This is a genomic window from Actinosynnema sp. NPDC037264, from assembly GCF_055603705.1.
Genome location: NZ_JBVJVK010000027.1, coordinates 34,483 through 50,598 on the forward strand (window position 1 = coordinate 34,483; position 16,116 = coordinate 50,598).

The 16,116-nt window shown below is 74.4% G+C and carries 12 protein-coding genes and 1 tRNA gene; 9 read left to right on the forward strand and 4 right to left on the reverse strand.

The annotated features are described in order from the left end of the window. Positions 1-13: 13 nt before the first annotated feature. Together ACZ7GX_RS26125 and ACZ7GX_RS26130 are read left to right on the forward strand one after the other, a co-directional pair. Positions 14-1,174 (forward strand): nucleotide disphospho-sugar-binding domain-containing protein, encoded by a 1,161-nt coding sequence (locus ACZ7GX_RS26125; RefSeq protein WP_498780312.1) that lies wholly within the window; start codon positions 14-16, stop codon positions 1,172-1,174. Then, entirely contained in the window at positions 1,171-2,355 is a 1,185-nt protein-coding gene (locus ACZ7GX_RS26130) for a cytochrome P450 (RefSeq protein WP_498780314.1), read from the forward strand. Before ACZ7GX_RS26125 ends, ACZ7GX_RS26130 begins: the two co-directional genes overlap by 4 nt. Here the strand turns inward: ACZ7GX_RS26130 and ACZ7GX_RS26135 are convergent. From ACZ7GX_RS26135 to ACZ7GX_RS26145, 3 genes are read right to left on the reverse strand one after another with little or no spacing between them, the layout of a single operon-like run. After that, positions 2,315-3,718: a condensation domain-containing protein gene (locus ACZ7GX_RS26135; protein WP_498780316.1), complete on the reverse strand. Its 1,404-nt coding sequence runs from the start codon at positions 3,716-3,718 to the stop codon at positions 2,315-2,317. The genes ACZ7GX_RS26130 and ACZ7GX_RS26135 overlap by 41 nt on opposite strands. Further along, a complete protein-coding gene (locus ACZ7GX_RS26140; RefSeq protein WP_498780318.1) occupies positions 3,711-4,979 on the reverse strand; it encodes a beta-ketoacyl-[acyl-carrier-protein] synthase family protein in 1,269 nt (422 codons plus the stop codon). Before ACZ7GX_RS26140 ends, ACZ7GX_RS26135 begins: the two co-directional genes overlap by 8 nt. Continuing rightward, complete coding sequence (locus tag ACZ7GX_RS26145) at positions 4,942-5,202, reverse strand: acyl carrier protein (protein ID WP_498780319.1); 261 nt, start codon at positions 5,200-5,202, stop codon at positions 4,942-4,944. Before ACZ7GX_RS26145 ends, ACZ7GX_RS26140 begins: the two co-directional genes overlap by 38 nt. 255 nt (positions 5,203-5,457) lie before the next feature. On the opposite strand from ACZ7GX_RS26145, the gene ACZ7GX_RS26150 reads away from it, so the two are divergent. From ACZ7GX_RS26150 to ACZ7GX_RS26175, 6 genes are read left to right on the forward strand one after another with little or no spacing between them, the layout of a single operon-like run. After that, positions 5,458-6,930 (forward strand): AMP-binding protein, encoded by a 1,473-nt coding sequence (locus tag ACZ7GX_RS26150; RefSeq protein WP_498780320.1) that lies wholly within the window; start codon positions 5,458-5,460, stop codon positions 6,928-6,930. Next, complete coding sequence (locus ACZ7GX_RS26155) at positions 6,887-7,663, forward strand: hypothetical protein (RefSeq protein WP_498780321.1); 777 nt, start codon at positions 6,887-6,889, stop codon at positions 7,661-7,663. The genes ACZ7GX_RS26150 and ACZ7GX_RS26155 overlap by 44 nt, the downstream gene beginning before the upstream one ends. Beyond that, a complete protein-coding gene (locus tag ACZ7GX_RS26160; protein ID WP_498780322.1) occupies positions 7,660-8,148 on the forward strand; it encodes a phosphopantetheine-binding protein in 489 nt (162 codons plus the stop codon). Before ACZ7GX_RS26155 ends, ACZ7GX_RS26160 begins: the two co-directional genes overlap by 4 nt. A gap of 8 nt (positions 8,149-8,156) precedes the next feature. Beyond that, positions 8,157-9,524: an AMP-binding protein gene (locus ACZ7GX_RS26165; RefSeq protein WP_498780323.1), complete on the forward strand. Its 1,368-nt coding sequence runs from the start codon at positions 8,157-8,159 to the stop codon at positions 9,522-9,524. Beyond that, complete coding sequence (locus tag ACZ7GX_RS26170) at positions 9,521-10,411, forward strand: thioesterase domain-containing protein (protein ID WP_498780324.1); 891 nt, start codon at positions 9,521-9,523, stop codon at positions 10,409-10,411. The genes ACZ7GX_RS26165 and ACZ7GX_RS26170 overlap by 4 nt, the downstream gene beginning before the upstream one ends. Continuing rightward, positions 10,408-12,135: a condensation domain-containing protein gene (locus ACZ7GX_RS26175; protein ID WP_498780326.1), complete on the forward strand. Its 1,728-nt coding sequence runs from the start codon at positions 10,408-10,410 to the stop codon at positions 12,133-12,135. The genes ACZ7GX_RS26170 and ACZ7GX_RS26175 overlap by 4 nt, the downstream gene beginning before the upstream one ends. Positions 12,136-12,147: 12 nt before the next feature. Here ACZ7GX_RS26175 and ACZ7GX_RS26180 read toward each other — a convergent pair whose 3' ends face one another. After that, entirely contained in the window at positions 12,148-15,420 is a 3,273-nt protein-coding gene (locus ACZ7GX_RS26180; protein ID WP_498780327.1) for a hypothetical protein, read from the reverse strand. Positions 15,421-15,733: 313 nt separating this feature from the next. Here ACZ7GX_RS26180 and ACZ7GX_RS26185 point away from each other — a divergent pair. After that, positions 15,734-15,807: transfer RNA gene (locus ACZ7GX_RS26185), tRNA-Arg, on the forward strand. Positions 15,808-16,116 lie beyond the last annotated feature (309 nt).

Here is a 16,116-nt window from a genome sequence, read left to right on the forward strand (position 1 = left end):
GTTAGCATGCCGGGTGCGCATTCTGATCTCGACCTGGGGCTGGCGCTCGCACTTCTACTGCCTGGTGCCGTTGGCGTGGGCGCTGCAGGCCGCCGGGCACGAGGTGCTGGTGGCCACCCAACCCGGGCTCGCGCCGGTCGTGGACGAGGCCGGCCTGGTCGCCGTGCCGCTGGGACCGCACCTGGACTTCGAGGCCGTGTTCACCGACCGGATCGGCAAGGTCGGTGGCGGCACCGGCGCGCCCGATCCGGACGGTCCGGCGATCACCCCGGACGGCGGTGTGGTTCAGATGGCCGACGCCTGGGTGGACGACCTGGTCGCGTTCGGACGGTCCTTCCGGCCGGACCTCCTCCTGTGGGAGCCGTTCAACCTCGCCGCGGCCGTGGCGGCGGCCGTGCTGGACGTGCCCGGCGCGCAGGTCCTGTGGGGACCGGACCACGGCTCCACGCTGGCGTGGGACCACGAGGGCGTCTTCGGCCCGCTGGCACGCCGCTTCGGGATCACGTCGTCGGACGTGCGCGTGGCGGGCGGCCTGATGATCGACCCCGTGCCCGCGCCGCTCCAGGTTCCGCTGCCCGTGCCGAGCCTGCCGATGCGCTACCTGCCCTACAACGGCACCCACGTCCTCCCGCCGTGGCTGCACGAACCGCCGAGCCGCCCGCGCGTGTGCGTCACCGGCGGCACGGTCGCCGGGCCGGGGCTGTCCGAGCGGGCCGATCTCGCGGACGTCATCCGCGCCGTGGCCGACCTGGGCGCGGACGTGGTCGTCGCCGTGGCCAAGGCGCACCGCGACGCGCTGCCCCCGTTGCCCGACACGGTGCGGGTGGCCGACGCGCCCCTCGCGCTGCGCCTGGCGCTGCCCGGCAGCGCGGCGTTCGTCCAGCACGGCGGTGCGGGCACGATGATGACCGCCCTCGTCCACGGTGTGCCGCAACTGATCCTGCCGCAAGTCGGCGACGAGCACTTCAACGGCGAACGCCTGCTGGTGTCCGGCGCGGGCCTGGTGCTGGAGGAGCCCGACGTCGCGTCGGTGCGCGACAGCGTCGCCGCGCTGATGGACGGTGGGCCGTGGCGGGAGGCCGCCGAACTGCTGCGCGACCGCATCCACGCCATGCCCACCCCCGCCCAGGTGGTCGACCAGCTCGTTGCCTACGCCGAAGGACGCCACCCGTGATCCGCTTCCCGCTCCCGCCCGCGCCGTCGCTGCACCACCCGTCGCCGGAGTACGCGCGCCTGCGCGCCGAGGACCCGGTGCCGCGGGTGGAACTGCCCGACGGCACCCTCGCCTACCTCGCGACCCGGCACGCGGACGTCCGGAAAGTCTTCAGCGACCCCAGGTTCAGCCGTGCCGCGGCCACCGGGCCGAAGGGTCCGGAGTGGGAACTGGGATCGCTGGCCGACGACTCGCTGCTGGGCATGGACCCGCCCCTGCACACCAAGGTCCGCCGCGTGGTCGGCAGCGCCTTCACCGCACGCCGCGTCGAGGACCTGCGCGCGACGGTGGCCGGGCTCGTGGACGGCATGATCGACCGCCTCGAACAGGCCGGCCCCGGAGCGGACCTGAGCGCGCACGTGTCCGCGCCGCTGCCCATCGCCGTGATCAGCGGGCTGTTCGGCGTGGCCGACGAGGAGCAGGACCGGGTCAAGGAGTGGTCGGACGCGCTGGTCGGCGATTGGCGGGCCGACCCGGGCCCGCCGCGCGCGGCGCTGGCCGCGTTCGGGGAGCTGATCGGGAAGCGGCGCGCGAACCCCGGCGACGACCTGATGAGCGCCTTGGTCGCCGCGTGGGACCGGGAGGACTCGCTGTCCGAGCGGGAACTCGTCTCCGTCACCGCCGGGCTGCTCGCCGGCGGCCACGAGTCGACCACCAACCAGATCAACCTGTTCGTCACCGTCCTGTCGAGCCACCCCGACCAGCTCGCCGCCCTGCGCGGCGACGACCCGCACGCCGTCGCGGTGGCCGTGGAGGAGCTGACCCGCTACATCCAGCTCGGCGAGAGCGGCATCCTGATGCCCCGGGTCACCCTCGAGGACGTCGACCTGGGCGGGGTCCCGGTGCCGGCGGGCTCGGTCGTGCTGCCCGCCGTGGTGTCGGCCAACCGCGACGAGTCGGTGTTCCCGGACGCCGACCGGCTCGACCTCACCCGCTCCCCCAACCCGCACATCGCCTACGGCGCCGGCCCGCACCACTGCATCGGCGCTTCGCTGGCCCGCATGGAGCTCCAGGAGGCGCTGGGCGGACTGCTGCGCCGGCTGCCCAGCCTCCGCCTGGCCGTGCCGGAGTCGGAGCTGCGCCTCAAGCCCGGCCTGGTGGTCAGGAGCTTCCGGGAGCTGCCGGTGACGTGGGGCCGATAGCGGGCGCGGTCGGGTCGAACGCGGCCGCCAGCGCCACCTCCTCGACCGCGTGGAGCATCGTCTCCACCTGGTCGGTGGTGAGCACGGCCATGTCGAACACCATCTGGAGGTGGATCGTGCCGGGCCGGTCCTCGACGCTGATGAACAGCTGGTCGGGCATCGCGTCGAGGTGGCCGTCCCAGGACAGGAACGTCCGGGGCAGCTCGGCCCGCACCCGCTCCTCGGTCACGGGCTCGCCGTCGGTCAGCTCCTCGGCGTCCGGGCGGGTGCTGAACCTCAGGTCGCTGATGCGGCAGGTGACCGCGGCCGGGTGGCCGCGTTCGGCGTCGAGGCGGTCGACCAGGCGGTCGAGCTGGTCGGGGTCGTAGTAGGCGCGCATCCACGCCGCCGTCGCCGCGTGCCGGGTCCGCGCCACCACCTCGTCCACCGTGCCGCGCAAGTCCAGCGTCACCACCGAGTTCTGGCTCAGCGTGCCGATCACGTCGGCGAAGCCCGGCCGGAACCGGTTGCTGACGATGACGTTGGTGGTGAGCGGGTCCACGCCCGTGGCACGGCCGATCGCGATGGCCAGCACGGCCAGCAGCACCCGCGCGGTGTCGGTGCGCGTGCGGCGGGCGATGGCCAGCACGGCCAGGTGGGCCGCAGAGGACCTGAACCGGCCGTGCCAGTAGCGGTGCCCGAGCCGCCCTTCCGGGTACTTCGGCTCCCCGAACGTCGCGCGCGGCAGGTCCCGGAGTTGGCGCTCCCAGTAGCGCATCGCGCCGTCGCTGGTGCGCCGCGCCTCGGGCGTCTGCTCGCGGCGCGCGAGGTCCAGCGCGGTGACGGCGTCGGGGGCCGGCCGGCGGTCGGCCAGCTCGCCGACGCCCAGGCCGGTCATCAGCAGCAGCGTGCCCGTGCCGTCGGCGACGAGGTGGTTGACCGCGAACACCAGGTGCGCCGCCTGGCCGCGGTGCTCCAGCACCGCCAGCCGGACCAGCCACGGGGTGTGGCCGTCGAACGGGGTCATCATCCACTCGAACCAGATCTTGTGGCTGTGCCCCAAAACCTCGGCGGGGTCCACGTCGTCGTCGAAGGCGGTCACCTCGACGTCGATCTCGCCGGATTCCACGACCACCTGGCACGGCTCGCCGTCGTCGCCGACGCCGAGCCTCATCCGCAGCGCGGGGTGGCGGCACATCATCGCGCCCAGCCGGGCCGCCAGGTCCGCGACGGTCACGCCCTCGGGCAACGGGTGCGCGCCGCTGTTGTTGTGCGGCCAGCCGGTCGCGCGCATGTCGCGCATGATCGCCTTCTGGCCCCACGTCAGGGGCGCGGTGCCCGCGCCGGGTCCGGAGAACGGGACGGTGACTCGGCGCTCACGCATCGGCGCGCCCGAGGATCACGCTGACGTTGTGGCCGCCGAAGCCGAACGAGTTGGACATGACGGTGCGCGCGGGCGCGGCGAGGGCCTTGTCCCGGACGTGGTTCAGGTCCATCGACGGGTCCGGCTCGTCCAGGTTGTGCGTCGGGGGCAGCAGCCCGTGCCGCAGCGCGGCGATGCCGATGGCCGCCTCCACCACGCCGGACGCGCCGAGCATGTGCCCGGTGACGCCCTTGGTCGAGCTCGCCGGCGGCATGGCGCCGCCGAACACGCTCGTGATGGCCTTGGCCTCCGCGGCGTCACCGGCTTTGGTGGCGGTGCCGTGTGCGTTGAGGTAGTCGACGTCCGCGGTGGTCAGGCCCGCGTCGCGCAGGGCGATCTCCATGCTGGCCGCGGCGCTGGAGCCGTCCGGGCGCGGTGTGGTGGGGTGGTAGGCGTCGTTCGTCGCGCCCCAGCCCAGCACGTCGGCGTGCGCGGACGCGCCGCGCGCCCGCGCGAACCCCGGCCGCTCCAGCACCAGCACGCCCGCGGCCTCGCCGAGCACCAGGCCGTTGCGGCGGCGGTCGAACGGCCGGCTCGCGGTCGCCGGGTCGGGCCAGCCCTTGGCCAGGGCCAGGGCGTTGCCGAAGGCGTCGGCGAAGGTCGGGAACAGCGGAGCCTCCGAACAGCCGCACACCACCACGTCCGCCTCGCCGGCGCGCAGGATGCGCAGCGCCTCCCCGATGGACTGGCCGCCGGCCGCGCAGGCCGTGCCGACCGACGAGGTGTAGCCGCGGATCCCGAACTTGATCGCGGTGCGCGCGGCGGCCATGTTGGGCAGCACGCCGGGCAGCATGAACGGGCTGACGCCCAGCCGTCCCCGCCGCGACCGCTGCACCGCCTGGTCGGCCAGCGTGTCCAGCCCGCCGACGCCCGACACCACAACGGCGACCCGGTAGGGGTCCACGTCACGGCCCACTTCGAGGCCCGCGTCCGCCAACGCGTCCTCGGCCGCCCGCAGCGCCATCACGATCGACCGGTCCACGAGCCGCGCTTCCTTGGCCGGGATCACGCTGTCCGCGGCGATCGGCGGGGCGAACGCGGCGACGTCCACGACGCCGCTCAGCACGTGGTCCTCCGGTGGAGCGGACAGCCCGGAGCGGCCCGCGCAGACGGCGTCGAACACCTCGTCCACCGCCGTGCCGACCGGCGTGACGAGCCCGATGCCGGTGACGGCGGCCGCGCGGTCACGTCGCGGCCGAGGTGCTGATCCGCTGGGCGACAACGGCGCAGAACTCGCCGACGGTCAGGCCGGCGAAGGACTCGGCCTCCTCGACCTCGAAGCGCACCCCGTACCGGTCCTCCACCCGCAGGGCGAGTTCGGCCAGGGCCAGCGACTCCAGGTCGGCGCCCGCGGGGCCGAGCACGGTGTCCTCGTCGATCCCGTCGGTGCTGTACTTCATCTCGGTGAGCGACTCCAGCAGGAAGTCGCGGATCTCAGCGGTCATCGTCCACGCGCCCTTTCCCGGCCGGTGAAGGGAGAGTTTTTGCCATCAGGTCCCGGCCGTCAAGCAACCGTTCGCGCGAGGTCGCGTCGATCGTTCGCGTCCTCATCTCCGGCGATCACGCTTTTCGATCGTCGGAGATCAGGGCGCGAGCGGTCGACTTCCAGGCGACCTCGCCGCCGTCTGCGGAGCAGCGGCAAGTTAGCACCGAACCGACGCTATGGACCGCGCTCGCTTCGGGACCGCAGAATGTGCGGCATGGCGACGACCGCGCTGGACCTGGTGACCGGCGTCGGCGCGCCGCCGCCCTCGGCCGCCGTCGTGCCGCCCGGCGGTGGCGCGCTGACCTACGGCGAGCTGTCCGACCTGGTGGAGCAGGTCGGAACCGCGTTGCGGCACAACGAGAAGGCCCTCGTGCTGTGCGCGGGCGACCGCGACCTGCCCACCGTGCTGACCTATCTCGCCGCACTGCGGTTGGGCCACACGGTCGCATTCCTTCCCGCGACCGCCGAGGTCTTGTCCGCCTACCGGCCCGATTTCGTCGTCCCGGCGCCCGGCGCGCACGACGACCTGACGGCCGCCGGCTACCGGCCGACCGGCGAATCCCCGGTCGGCGCAACGGTCTTCCGCCGCACCTCCGGCGGTCCGCTCACCCCGATCTCCGACGAGACGGCCCTCCTGCTCACGACTTCGGGGACTACGGGAAGCCCGAAGGCGGTTCGGCTGTCGTACTCGGCGATCGCCGACAACTCCCGTGCGATCGTGGACGCCCTGGGCATCACCGCGGCCGAGCGCGCCGCCACCACGTTGCCGATCACCCACGCCTACGGGCTTTCCGTGCTCAACAGCCACCTGATCGCCGGGGCGAGCGTGGTGCTGTCCGACAGCCCGCCGCTGGCGCTCGCGACGTGGGACCGGCTGGCCCGCACGGGCGTGACGTCGTTGGCGGCCGTGCCGACCACCTACGCGGCGTTCGGGCCGGCGCACGTGAACCTCCTGGAGCGCACGGCGATCCGCACGATGACCCAGGCGGGCGCACGGCTGCCCGACGAGCTGACCACCCGGTTGGCGGGGATGATGCGGCGGCGCGGCGGCCGGTTCTTCACGATGTACGGGCAGACCGAGGCGACGTCCCGGATGGCCGTGCTCGACCCGGCCGACCTGCCCGAGCGCCTCGGTTCGGTCGGACGGGCCGTGCCGGGCGGCGTCTTCACCATCGCCCCCGGCCCACCGCACGCCCGGGCCGTCCCCGGCGAGGGCGCGGTGCGCTACCGGGGGCTGGGCGTGATGCTGGGCTACGCGTCGTGCCGGGAGGACCTGGCCCGGGGCGCCGAAGTGGACGTGCTGGACACCGGCGACCTGGGCTACCTGCATGCCGGCTACCTGTACCTGACCGGCCGCACCAAGCGCATCGCCAAGGTGCTCGGCGTCCGCACGAGCCTGGACGACCTGGAGCGCCTGGTGGAACGGCCGGAGCACCCCACCGCGGTGCTCGCCGACGACGACGTGGTCTACCTCGTCGGCGCGGGCGACTCCGCCGTTCACGAGCGGCAGCGACGGCACTTGGCCGATTCGCTCGGCGTGCCGAGCCGGCACGTTGTCCTCCGGCAGGTCGACCGATTACCGCGCACGCCCGGCGGGAAGGTCGACTACCCGGCACTGGCCGAAGTCATCGGGAGGTCCGGCGGTGGAGCTGAGCAGTTGGCGTCGACTGTCCGACCGGGGACCTGACCTGGTGCTGTGCCTCGACTTCCCCGGCGGGAGGGCGTCCGCGGGCTTCCCCGACCTGGCGGCCTCGTCGACCGTCGACGCCTCCTTCCTCCACGTGGGACGGATCGGCGCGGGCCCGCTGGACGAGGCGGTCGCCCGGTGGGCGGACGAGGCCCTGGCGGGCGGCGGCGCCGTTCGCGCCGTCCTGGGCTACTGCGCCGGCGCGTCGCTGGCCACCTGCGTGGCCGACGCGGTGGCCGAGCGGCAACCCGCTCCGCGGGTCCTGCTGTTCGACGCCGCGCGGACCGGCGCGGGCTCCCTGGCGGGCGAGTTCAGCGGCATCGTCCACGCCTCCGCCGAGCACCTGACCGAGCAGGAGCTGGAGGACGCCCAGACCCTCGCCGACACCCTGGTCGAGGAGCACCCCGACGACCTGCCCCGCGTGGCCGACGCCCTGGCCGCGCGTTACGACGACTTGATGCGGTCGGTCGCCGGCCGCCTGTCGCTCGACAACTACTTCCGCGGCGAACTGGTCAAGGGCTTCCGCACCTACATGGACTACCTGCTCCTGGCCTCCGGGGGCCGCTTCGAGCTGAAGGCGGGCGAGCCCTTGTTCGTGCACTCCCGGGACTACCCGCTGCCGGTGGACGACGACGTCCACCTGACCGTGTTCGACGTGGAGCACGAGGAGCTGCTGCGCGACGACGAGGTCCGCGCCCACGTGACCGCCCACCTGAGAGGAGTGCCGGCATGACCCCGTCCCGGGTTACCGAGCTGCTGCAGTCGCACCCCGGCGTCGGCCGGGTGGAGGTGGCGGTCGTGCGCCACGACGGGCGCGACGTCGTCGTGGCCGCGGTGGAGCCCACCGAGTACCTGAGCGGCACGGTGCTGCGCAACCACGTCCGGCAGCAGCTGGACGGCCCGGTCGGCGTGCTGGTCGTGGACTCCCTGCCGGTGACCCCCGACGACCTCGCCGCCGCCCTGGCCGACGGCCGCTGCACCCTGTTCGAGGACCCGCGCGACGACGTCGAGCGCCGCGTCGCCGCCATCTGGGCGGAGCAGCTCGACGTGCGCGCGGTGGGGGCCACCGACGACTTCCTGGAGCTGGGCGGCGATTCGCTGTCCGCCCTGGGCATCATCTCCGCCGTCGAGGCCGAGTTCGACCGCCCCGTCGACGTCTACGAGTTCATGACCGCGTCCAGCGTGCGCCGCCTGGCGGAAGTCCTCCGCCAACCATGAACCTCCCCGTGCTCCGACGGATCGCCGACATCGCCCGCGACGCGCCCGAGCGCCCCGCCCTGATCGGCTTCGACGCCGACCTGGCGGAGGTGGCGCTGTCGTGGCGGGAGTTCGCCGACCGCGCCACGGCGACCGCGAGCCGGACGACCGGCCCGTACGCCGTCGTGGAGGCCGCCAACACCGTGGACGCGGCCGTCGCCATCGCCGCGGCCCTGGCGGCCGAGGTGCCGGTGTTCCCGCTCAACCCGGCGACGCCACCCGCCGAACGGGACGTCCTGCTGTCACAGCTGGAGTCCCGGTTCGTCCAGGAGGACCACGGCGTCGCCTACCTCCTGGCGACCGGCGCGAGCACGGGCATCCCGAAGATCGCCGCCCGCCCGGGCCCGCTGCGCCACGACCCGCGCCGGACACCGTCGTTGGCCATCCGGCAGACGGGGTGGCGCACCGGCCAGCGGCACCTCATCGTCGGCCCGCTCTACCACGCCGCGCCGTTCACGTCGTTCGTGGACGCGGTCCTCGACGCCAACACCGTGGTGCTGCAACGCTTCTTCGCGCCGCGGTGGACCGTCGACCTGATCCGCGAGCACGGCGTCGAGTGGGCGCAGCTGACCCCCGCGCACATGCGCGAGATCCTGGCGACCACCCCGGACCCGGCCCACTTCGACAGCCTGCGCGCGGTCCTGCACACCGCCGCCAAGTGCGACGACGACACCAAGCGCGGCTGGCTCGACCTGCTGGGCCCGGAGCGGGTCTTCGAGCTGTACGGCACGACCGAGGGCATCGGCGTGACCCTGGCCCGCGGCGACGAGTGGCTGGCCCGTCCGGGCACGGTGGGCCGCGGGGTCCTCACCCGGATCCGCATCCAGGACGACGCCGGGCGCCCGACCCCGCCGGGCACCCCCGGCACCGTCTACCTGCGCACCCCGGACGCGATCACCCGCGCCGACTACCTGGACCACCGGACCGTGCGCACCACGCCGGACGGGTTCGCCACCGTGGGCGACCGCGGCAGGCTCGACGAGGACGGCTACCTCTACCTGGAACCACGCGCGCACGACACGATCAACGTGGGCGGCGAGAAGGTGGACCCCGAGGAGGTCGAGGCGGCACTGCGCCACCACCACGCGGTGCTCGACGCGGTGGCGCTGGCCGTCCCCCACGACACCCTGGGATCGGTGGTGGGCGTGCACGTGGTCCTGCGGCCGGACAAGACGGCCCGCCGCGCCGAGCTGGCCGCGCACTGCGGACGCCTGCTGGCGGGCTACAAGATCCCCAAGCACTTCACGTTCGTCGACCGACTCCCGCGCACGGCGGCCGGAAAGCTCCAGCGCTGGCGCCTGTCTCCCGACTCCGAGGGCGGTGCACCACCCCGATGAACACACCCGTCGACACCGACTACCACCGCCCCCGCGACCCGGTCGAGCTCTGGCTGTCCCGCGTCTGGCAGGACGTCCTCGGCTTCGGCGTGGGCATCAGGGAGAACTTCTTCGGCGTGGGCGGCAACTCCCTGGACGCGGCCCGCGTGATCAACGCGGTGCTCACCGGACTGGACGTCCGGCTACCGCTGAACGTCATGGCGGAACACCCCACGGTCGAATCACTCGCCGCGACCCTGCGCGAGCACAACGGCCGCCTGGCGGGCCCTCTGGTGCCCATCCAGGACGGCAACGGCAGCCCGCTGTTCCTGATCCACCCCGACGACGGCCAGGTGGCCCGCTACGCCCGGCTCGCGCAGGACCTCGGCGAGGACCAGGCGGTGCACGGCCTCCAGGCACCCGGCCTGTACGACGACTCGGCGTCGATCGACTCGGCGTCGATCGACTCGGTGCCGGCCCTGGCCCGTGCCTACGCCGACGCGATCCGGGCCGCTCACCCGTCCGGCCCCTACGTCCTGGGCGGTGCGGGCGCGGGCGCGGTGATCGCCTTCGAAGTCGCCGCCCTGCTCCCGGACGTGCGCCTGATCGCCGACCTCGACCCCCGCCTGGTCGAGGCCGAGCCCTCCGACCTCGCAGACCCGGAGCAGGCGCTGGCGGACTGGAAAGCACGCGACCTGGTCCCGCCCGACACGACAACGGCGTTCGTGGCACGGGTGACGCGGGTGCGCGAGGCGTTGGGCCGGGCCGTCGCCGCTTGGCGGCCGTCGCCGTCGGCCGCTCCGGTCGACGTCTTCGGCGAGACGGCGAACCCCTGGCCCGACGACGCCACCGTCCGCCGGCACCAGGCCGGCGACCTGACGACGGCGCTGCGGACGGCACTGCGATGAACGCGCCCACCCGGCCGCGGAAACGACGGGTGCGCCTGACCGCCGTGCGCTCGGAGGCCGTCGAGTTCGCCGGTCTGAGCCACCGCGAAGGACCGCTGACGCTCGGGCAGCTCAACATCCAGCGCTGGCTGATGCGGACCCCGGACCACTTCCACGCCACCCTGGCCGTGGACCTGCCGGTGCCCCGGGACGTCCACGTGGCGGACGTGACCGCGGCCGTGGCGGTCCTGGTGGCCCGCCACGAAGGCCTGCGCACCTCGTACTCGGGCCGTGAGGATCCCCGGCAGACCGTGGCGGCGTCCGGGGTGGTCCCGGTGGTCGTCTGCTCGCTGGGCGACGGCACGTGGGGCGAATCCGACCAGCCCGCGGCGGCGTCGGCGCTCCTGCGCCGGCTCCAGGACGCGCCGGACGGCACGCGGCCCGCGGTGCGCCTGGTGGTGGCGGCGGCGCCGGAGCAGGACGACCTGGTGGTGGCCTGCGCCGCCGAGTTCTCCCACATGGCCGTGGACCGGGCGGCGATCGAGGTGCTCAAGCACGAGTTCCGGGAACTGACCGCCACCCCGTCACTCCGCGAGGTCGGCCCACCGCGTCGCCAACCGCTGGACCAGGTGGAGATCGAGGCCACCCCGCTGGAACGGCGCCGGGCACGGGCGGCGCTCGACCACATGGACTCGATGTCCCGCCGGACCCCGCGCGCGCTCTACCTGCTCCCCGGCGCCCGCGCCACCGGCGACTCGATGGCGGTGGAGATGTCGTCCCCGGCGGCGGGGCGGGCGCTGCGCCGGATCGCCGCCCGGACCAGGACGAGCCGCTCCAGCATCGTCCTGGCGGCGATCAGCGCCGTCCTGTCCCACCGCACCGGCTACCGGGAGCTGATCCTGCCCCTGCTGTCGGGCAACCGCTTCGACCGCGCCCTGACCGGGTACGTGGGGACCCTGGCCCAGGGCTGCCTGGCCGCCGTGGACGTGGCGGACCACGACTTCGACGCCCTGGTCAGGCACACCTGGACCGCCGTCCTGGAGTCCAGCAGGCACGGCCGGTACGACGCCGCGGCCCGGTCGGCGTCCGACGACCGGACCGCGCACGACCGCGGCCTGGTGTTCAACTACGACCCGCTGTTCAACAGCACGGTGCCGGAGTCGTGGTTCGGCCCCAACACCCCCTTCACCGGCCAAGCCCCCGCGCCTCCCACCCTCGACGAGACGACGATCCGCTGGCGCCCCACCCCCCGCAACGGCACCCCGCTGCGCTTCGGCCTGACCAGCGTCGAGCCCCACCTGGTCCTGGACGTCTGGACCGCCGACACCGGCCTGGTCCCGCACGAGGAGGTCGAGTCCCTGCTCTCGGCGGTGGAGCGCCTGCTCCTCGCCGCGGCGCGCGCGAACCTGACCCCCGCGGCGCAGCGGGAGGCGATAGCGCTACCGCCCATCGTCCGCCCCGACAACTGGCACTTCGTGGACAACTGCTGGGTGGACCTGACCGAGGTGCAGGCACTGCTGGACGACGCCCTCACGCCGTCCACCAGCCGAATCCTGCCCGCCGAGAACGGGATCCCGCTGGTGGCCCACCTGACCGCCACCCCCGAGGTCCACACGCCGGAGGAAGCCCACCTCCGCTGCATGGCCGCACTCCCCCGCTACCCCGCGGCCCTGACACCACGCCACTACGTGCTCCACGCCTCCGCTCTCAGCGACCCGCCGCTGACCTCCGGCACCGGCCGCTGACGCCGTCCGCGTTCACTCCGCGCTGGTGAACACCTCCGACGCGGCCTCGCGCACGTCCGGGTCGTCGTGCCGGCGCAGTCCGCGCAGCAGGTCGCGCCACTGCGCGGGCCACCCGGCGTCACGACCGGCGGCGGTCGTGACCGACAGGGCCATCGCGGGCGCGCCCTCGGCGACCAGGGTCCCGGCCACGTCCAGCAGCCGCGGCCGGGACACCCGCCGCAGCACGTGCGGGAGCACGTCCGCCAGTTCCCTGGCGGCCTGCCACGCGATGGTCGGCCGCACGGCCAGCCGTGCCACCTCGCGCAACGCGTCCAGTTCCGGGCCGGATTCCTCCCACGGGACGGCGACCACCGCGAGCTTGACCGCCCACGGCAGGCACCCGGCCGCGACGAGGTCCGGGACCAGGGCACGTGCGGCCGCACGCGATCCGTCCGAGTCACGCCTCTCGGCCAGCTGACCCACGAGCGCCGCGATCCGCTGCCGCGCGGGCAGGTCGCGGTCCTCCTCCGCGTCGAACCGGCCGAGCTGCGCGAGCAGCGCCGCGACCACGGCCCTCAGTGGCGTCACGTCGGCCGTCGTGGACTGCCGCACGAGAGCGACCAGCGCGTACCACCAGGTCGCCGTGTCGGCGAGGTCGGTCACGCGGCCGACCAGCAGCTCCGCGCCGCCCTCCGACCAGCGCGCCCAGCACGGCGCCGCGCCCAGCCCGAGCCGGGCGGTGTCCGGGTCGGGCGAGTCCGCGAGCACCCGCACCAGGTCCGCGTACCGGGCGCGGTGACGGCGCGGCACCGCGTCGGGCCACTGGACCACCGCGCCCGCCACGGCGTGCTCGTCGGCGACGGCCCGGGCCAGCAGCTCCCAGGCGGCCTCGTCGTCGAGGAACCACCGCGTCGCGGACACCAACGCGCGCCGCACGTCGCGATGGCCGTTCTCCCAAGCCCCGGCCAACGCCGCCACCGCGCCCGGCGTGCGGTGTTGCGCGATCAGCCGCACGGCTTCCTTGCGCGCGGTCACCTTCGGCCCTTCGAGCACGGGTGCGAGCAGCGCGCCGAGCCGGTCGGGCGAGGTGAACGGGGCGCAGCGGGTCATCGCGTACACGGCGACCCGCGCGCGGTCGGTGTCGACGTGCGCGAGCAGGTCCGGCAGCACGTCGGCGGGCTCGTCGGTCCACGCCAGCGCGGCCAGCGCCGCCTCCACCACCTGCACCTCGCCGTCGGCGAGGAACCCGCGCACCAGGTCGGCCGTGCCCGGCAGCCGGCCGAGCGCCCGCACGGCGCCGGCGCGTTCGTACGGGTTGGCGTGCCGGGACGTCCCGAGCGCGGCCAGCTCGGCGGCGAACGCGGTGACCTGGCGCGGCAGCCACCGGTCGAAGCACTGCCGGAACGGCGGCACGTACCGCACGCCCCGGCGCAGGAACCGGCCGTGCGGGGACCGGCCGATCACCCGGTCCAGCAGGTCGGTGCGGCGCAACGAGACCGCGGCCTGCACCGAGGGCAACGTGATGGTGGACGGGTCGTCCGCGAGCACGCGCTCCACCCGTGCGTCGCGCTGGTCGCGCGGCGCCAGCCACAGGTCGACCGCGCGCCGCACCACGCCGTCGTCCTCGGCCGACCGCGCCTGGTCCAGCAGGTCCTGCAGGCCCGGCACGTGCCAGGCGCGCCGGCCGAGACCCATGGCGAGCCCGAGCACGACCTCGAACCGGCCGCGCCGGGCGTCGGCGACCAGCCTCGGTCGCAGCGCCTCGAACACCGGGTGCTCGGCGCCGCGCGGCAGCGACCGGTCCAGCCCGTGCAGGTCGACCCACGGCAGGTGGGCGCCCAGGTGGGCCATCCCGGCCAAGCCCGCGTCGACGAGTTCGGGACGGCGGGACACCGCGCCCTGGCGGATCAGCGCCTCCGCCAGGTCGCGCACCCCGGACCGGGTCTGCCAGGAGCAGTCCCGGGCTTGGGTCGCGTCGACCATCACCTTGGTGAACGCGTCGGCCTCGGCCGGGCGGAACAGCCACGCCGGCACGGCGGCGAGCGCGGTGATCGCGGCCGACCGCACCGGGTCCTGCTCGTTGGCGAGCCTGGTCAGGCCGGTGACGACACCGCCGAACACCTCCGGGTCGCGGGTGGCGGCGGCCGCGGCCAGGTACAGCGGGTACGCCTCGGCGCGTTCGTCGGCGGTGGCCCGGCGGGTCGCGGCGAGCAACGTGTCGCGGGCGTCCGACCAGGACAGGCGGGCGGTGACGGCGAGTCGGGAGCCGGGGTCGTCGGCGACCCGGCGCAGGGTCAGCAGCCGCCGGGCGACGGCGTGCCGTGCGGCGGAGGGCAGTTCGTCCACCGCGGTCAGCGGGACGTCCGGGCGGTCGCCGAACGCGCCGGCGAACACCGCCGCCCGCCGGGACGGCGCGATCGCGCGGAGGAACCGGGTCAGGTGCGGGCCGTGGAGCAGTCGGGCGACGGCGGTCAGCTCCTCGTCGCCGGTCACGGCCAGCGCGCGCCACAGGGACCGCCGATCGGGCAGGTGCCCGGTGCGGCGGGGGTCGGCCAGCAGGCGGGCCACGCGCGCGGGCGCGTGCCGGGCGAGACCGCCGATCACGCCGTCGAACTGCCACGACAGCGGCGCGTGCGGCAGCACCCGGGCCAGCAGGTCGAGCACGCGGTCGGGCTCGGCGGGCGCGGCCCCGGCCACGGCCGCGCCGAAGCGGTGCCACACCGTCGGCCACTCCACCGGCGCGGTGGCGTCCAGCTCGGCGGTGACGAAGTCCAGCAGCACGGCCGGGTGCCGGCGGCCGAGCGAGGTCCAGTTGGTCACCGCGTGCTCCAGGTCGGGCAACGCCTCCGCGACCACGTCCGACGAGCAGACCGGGAGCAGGCCGACGGCCTCGTGGTCGCCGAACGCCGCGCGCACCACCGGCAGCAGCCGCTCGGCCAACGCGTGGCGCCCCTGGCGGCGCACGGCGGTGTAGAGGACCTGTCGCAGCGCGGTCGGCAGGTGCGGCAGCCGGGCCAGGAACACCTCGGCGGGCACGTCCAGCCGGATCGCCGCGCCGATCGCGTGGCGGACCACCGAGGTCTGCTCGGCCGAGAGGCACTGCTCGACGTGCTCGCGGTGACCCGCCACGTAGGCCAGGTGCAACGCCGTCCGCCGTTCGAACTCGCCCCGTTCCGCCAGCTCGCTCACCAGCGCGGCCAACCCGGTCGAGCCGGCCGCCTCGCGGGCGGTGCGGGCGAGGAGGCGTTGACGCGCGCCGTACGGCAGCGGGTCGAGGGCCTTGAGCAAGCGTCGCGCGGTGGTCACGGCCGGATTCTGGTCAACGGGCGGACGGTCCGCCACCGGATTCGGAGAATGACCCGGAAATAGTTTGACGGCAGCCCGGGCCGATCGGCACGATGGGTCCACACCGAGCCGAGGAGCGGACATGACGAACACGCGTCGACGCCGTCCGGGCAGCCCGTGCTCCCCGCCGTGACCTGTTGAAAGGTCCGGTCCAGGGAGCCGCCCGTCGGGGAACCGACCAGGGCGGCTTTCTCTTTTCGCGCACCGCGAAAAAGGGAATCGGAAGACCGGGGACGCCATTGTCGGCGACCGCGGAGAAGTGCCGCACGACCAGGCCCCCATAGCTCAGCAGGACAGAGCGCGCCGCTACGAACGGCGAGGTCCCAGGTTCGACTCCTGGTGGGGGCGCCGCTGGAACCCAGTGCCACCGCGTCTCGCCGGGACGAGCCCGGCGGGGCGCGGTCGGCGGTTCCAGACCAGCACCGCCTTCGCGCGCGGCGGGCGAGAATAGCCGCGCAGAGCATTCCCGGTTACCCGGAATGGGCCTTCGGTGACACATATGTGAACCCGTTCGTCGAATAGGGCGGCCACATATGTGAACCTCGAACCGGGGCCGCCACGGGCCGTTGACACGCCGGAAACATGCGCTACGGTGCGATCAGAGAGCGCTTTCCCGATAACCCCTGCACTCACCCCTCATACGGGAGAGGAAATAGC

Coding starts and splice junctions, on each gene's coding strand:
- ACZ7GX_RS26135 (WP_498780316.1), bottom strand. CDS start 3,718: ATGCGTGAGCGCCGAGTCACCGTCCCGTTCTCCGGACCCGGCGCGGGC.
- ACZ7GX_RS26145 (WP_498780319.1), bottom strand. CDS start 5,202: ATGACCGCTGAGATCCGCGACTTCCTGCTGGAGTCGCTCACCGAGATG.
- ACZ7GX_RS26150 (WP_498780320.1), top strand. CDS start 5,458: ATGGCGACGACCGCGCTGGACCTGGTGACCGGCGTCGGCGCGCCGCCG.
- ACZ7GX_RS26160 (WP_498780322.1), top strand. CDS start 7,660: ATGACCCCGTCCCGGGTTACCGAGCTGCTGCAGTCGCACCCCGGCGTC.
- ACZ7GX_RS26170 (WP_498780324.1), top strand. CDS start 9,521: ATGAACACACCCGTCGACACCGACTACCACCGCCCCCGCGACCCGGTC.
- ACZ7GX_RS26175 (WP_498780326.1), top strand. CDS start 10,408: ATGAACGCGCCCACCCGGCCGCGGAAACGACGGGTGCGCCTGACCGCC.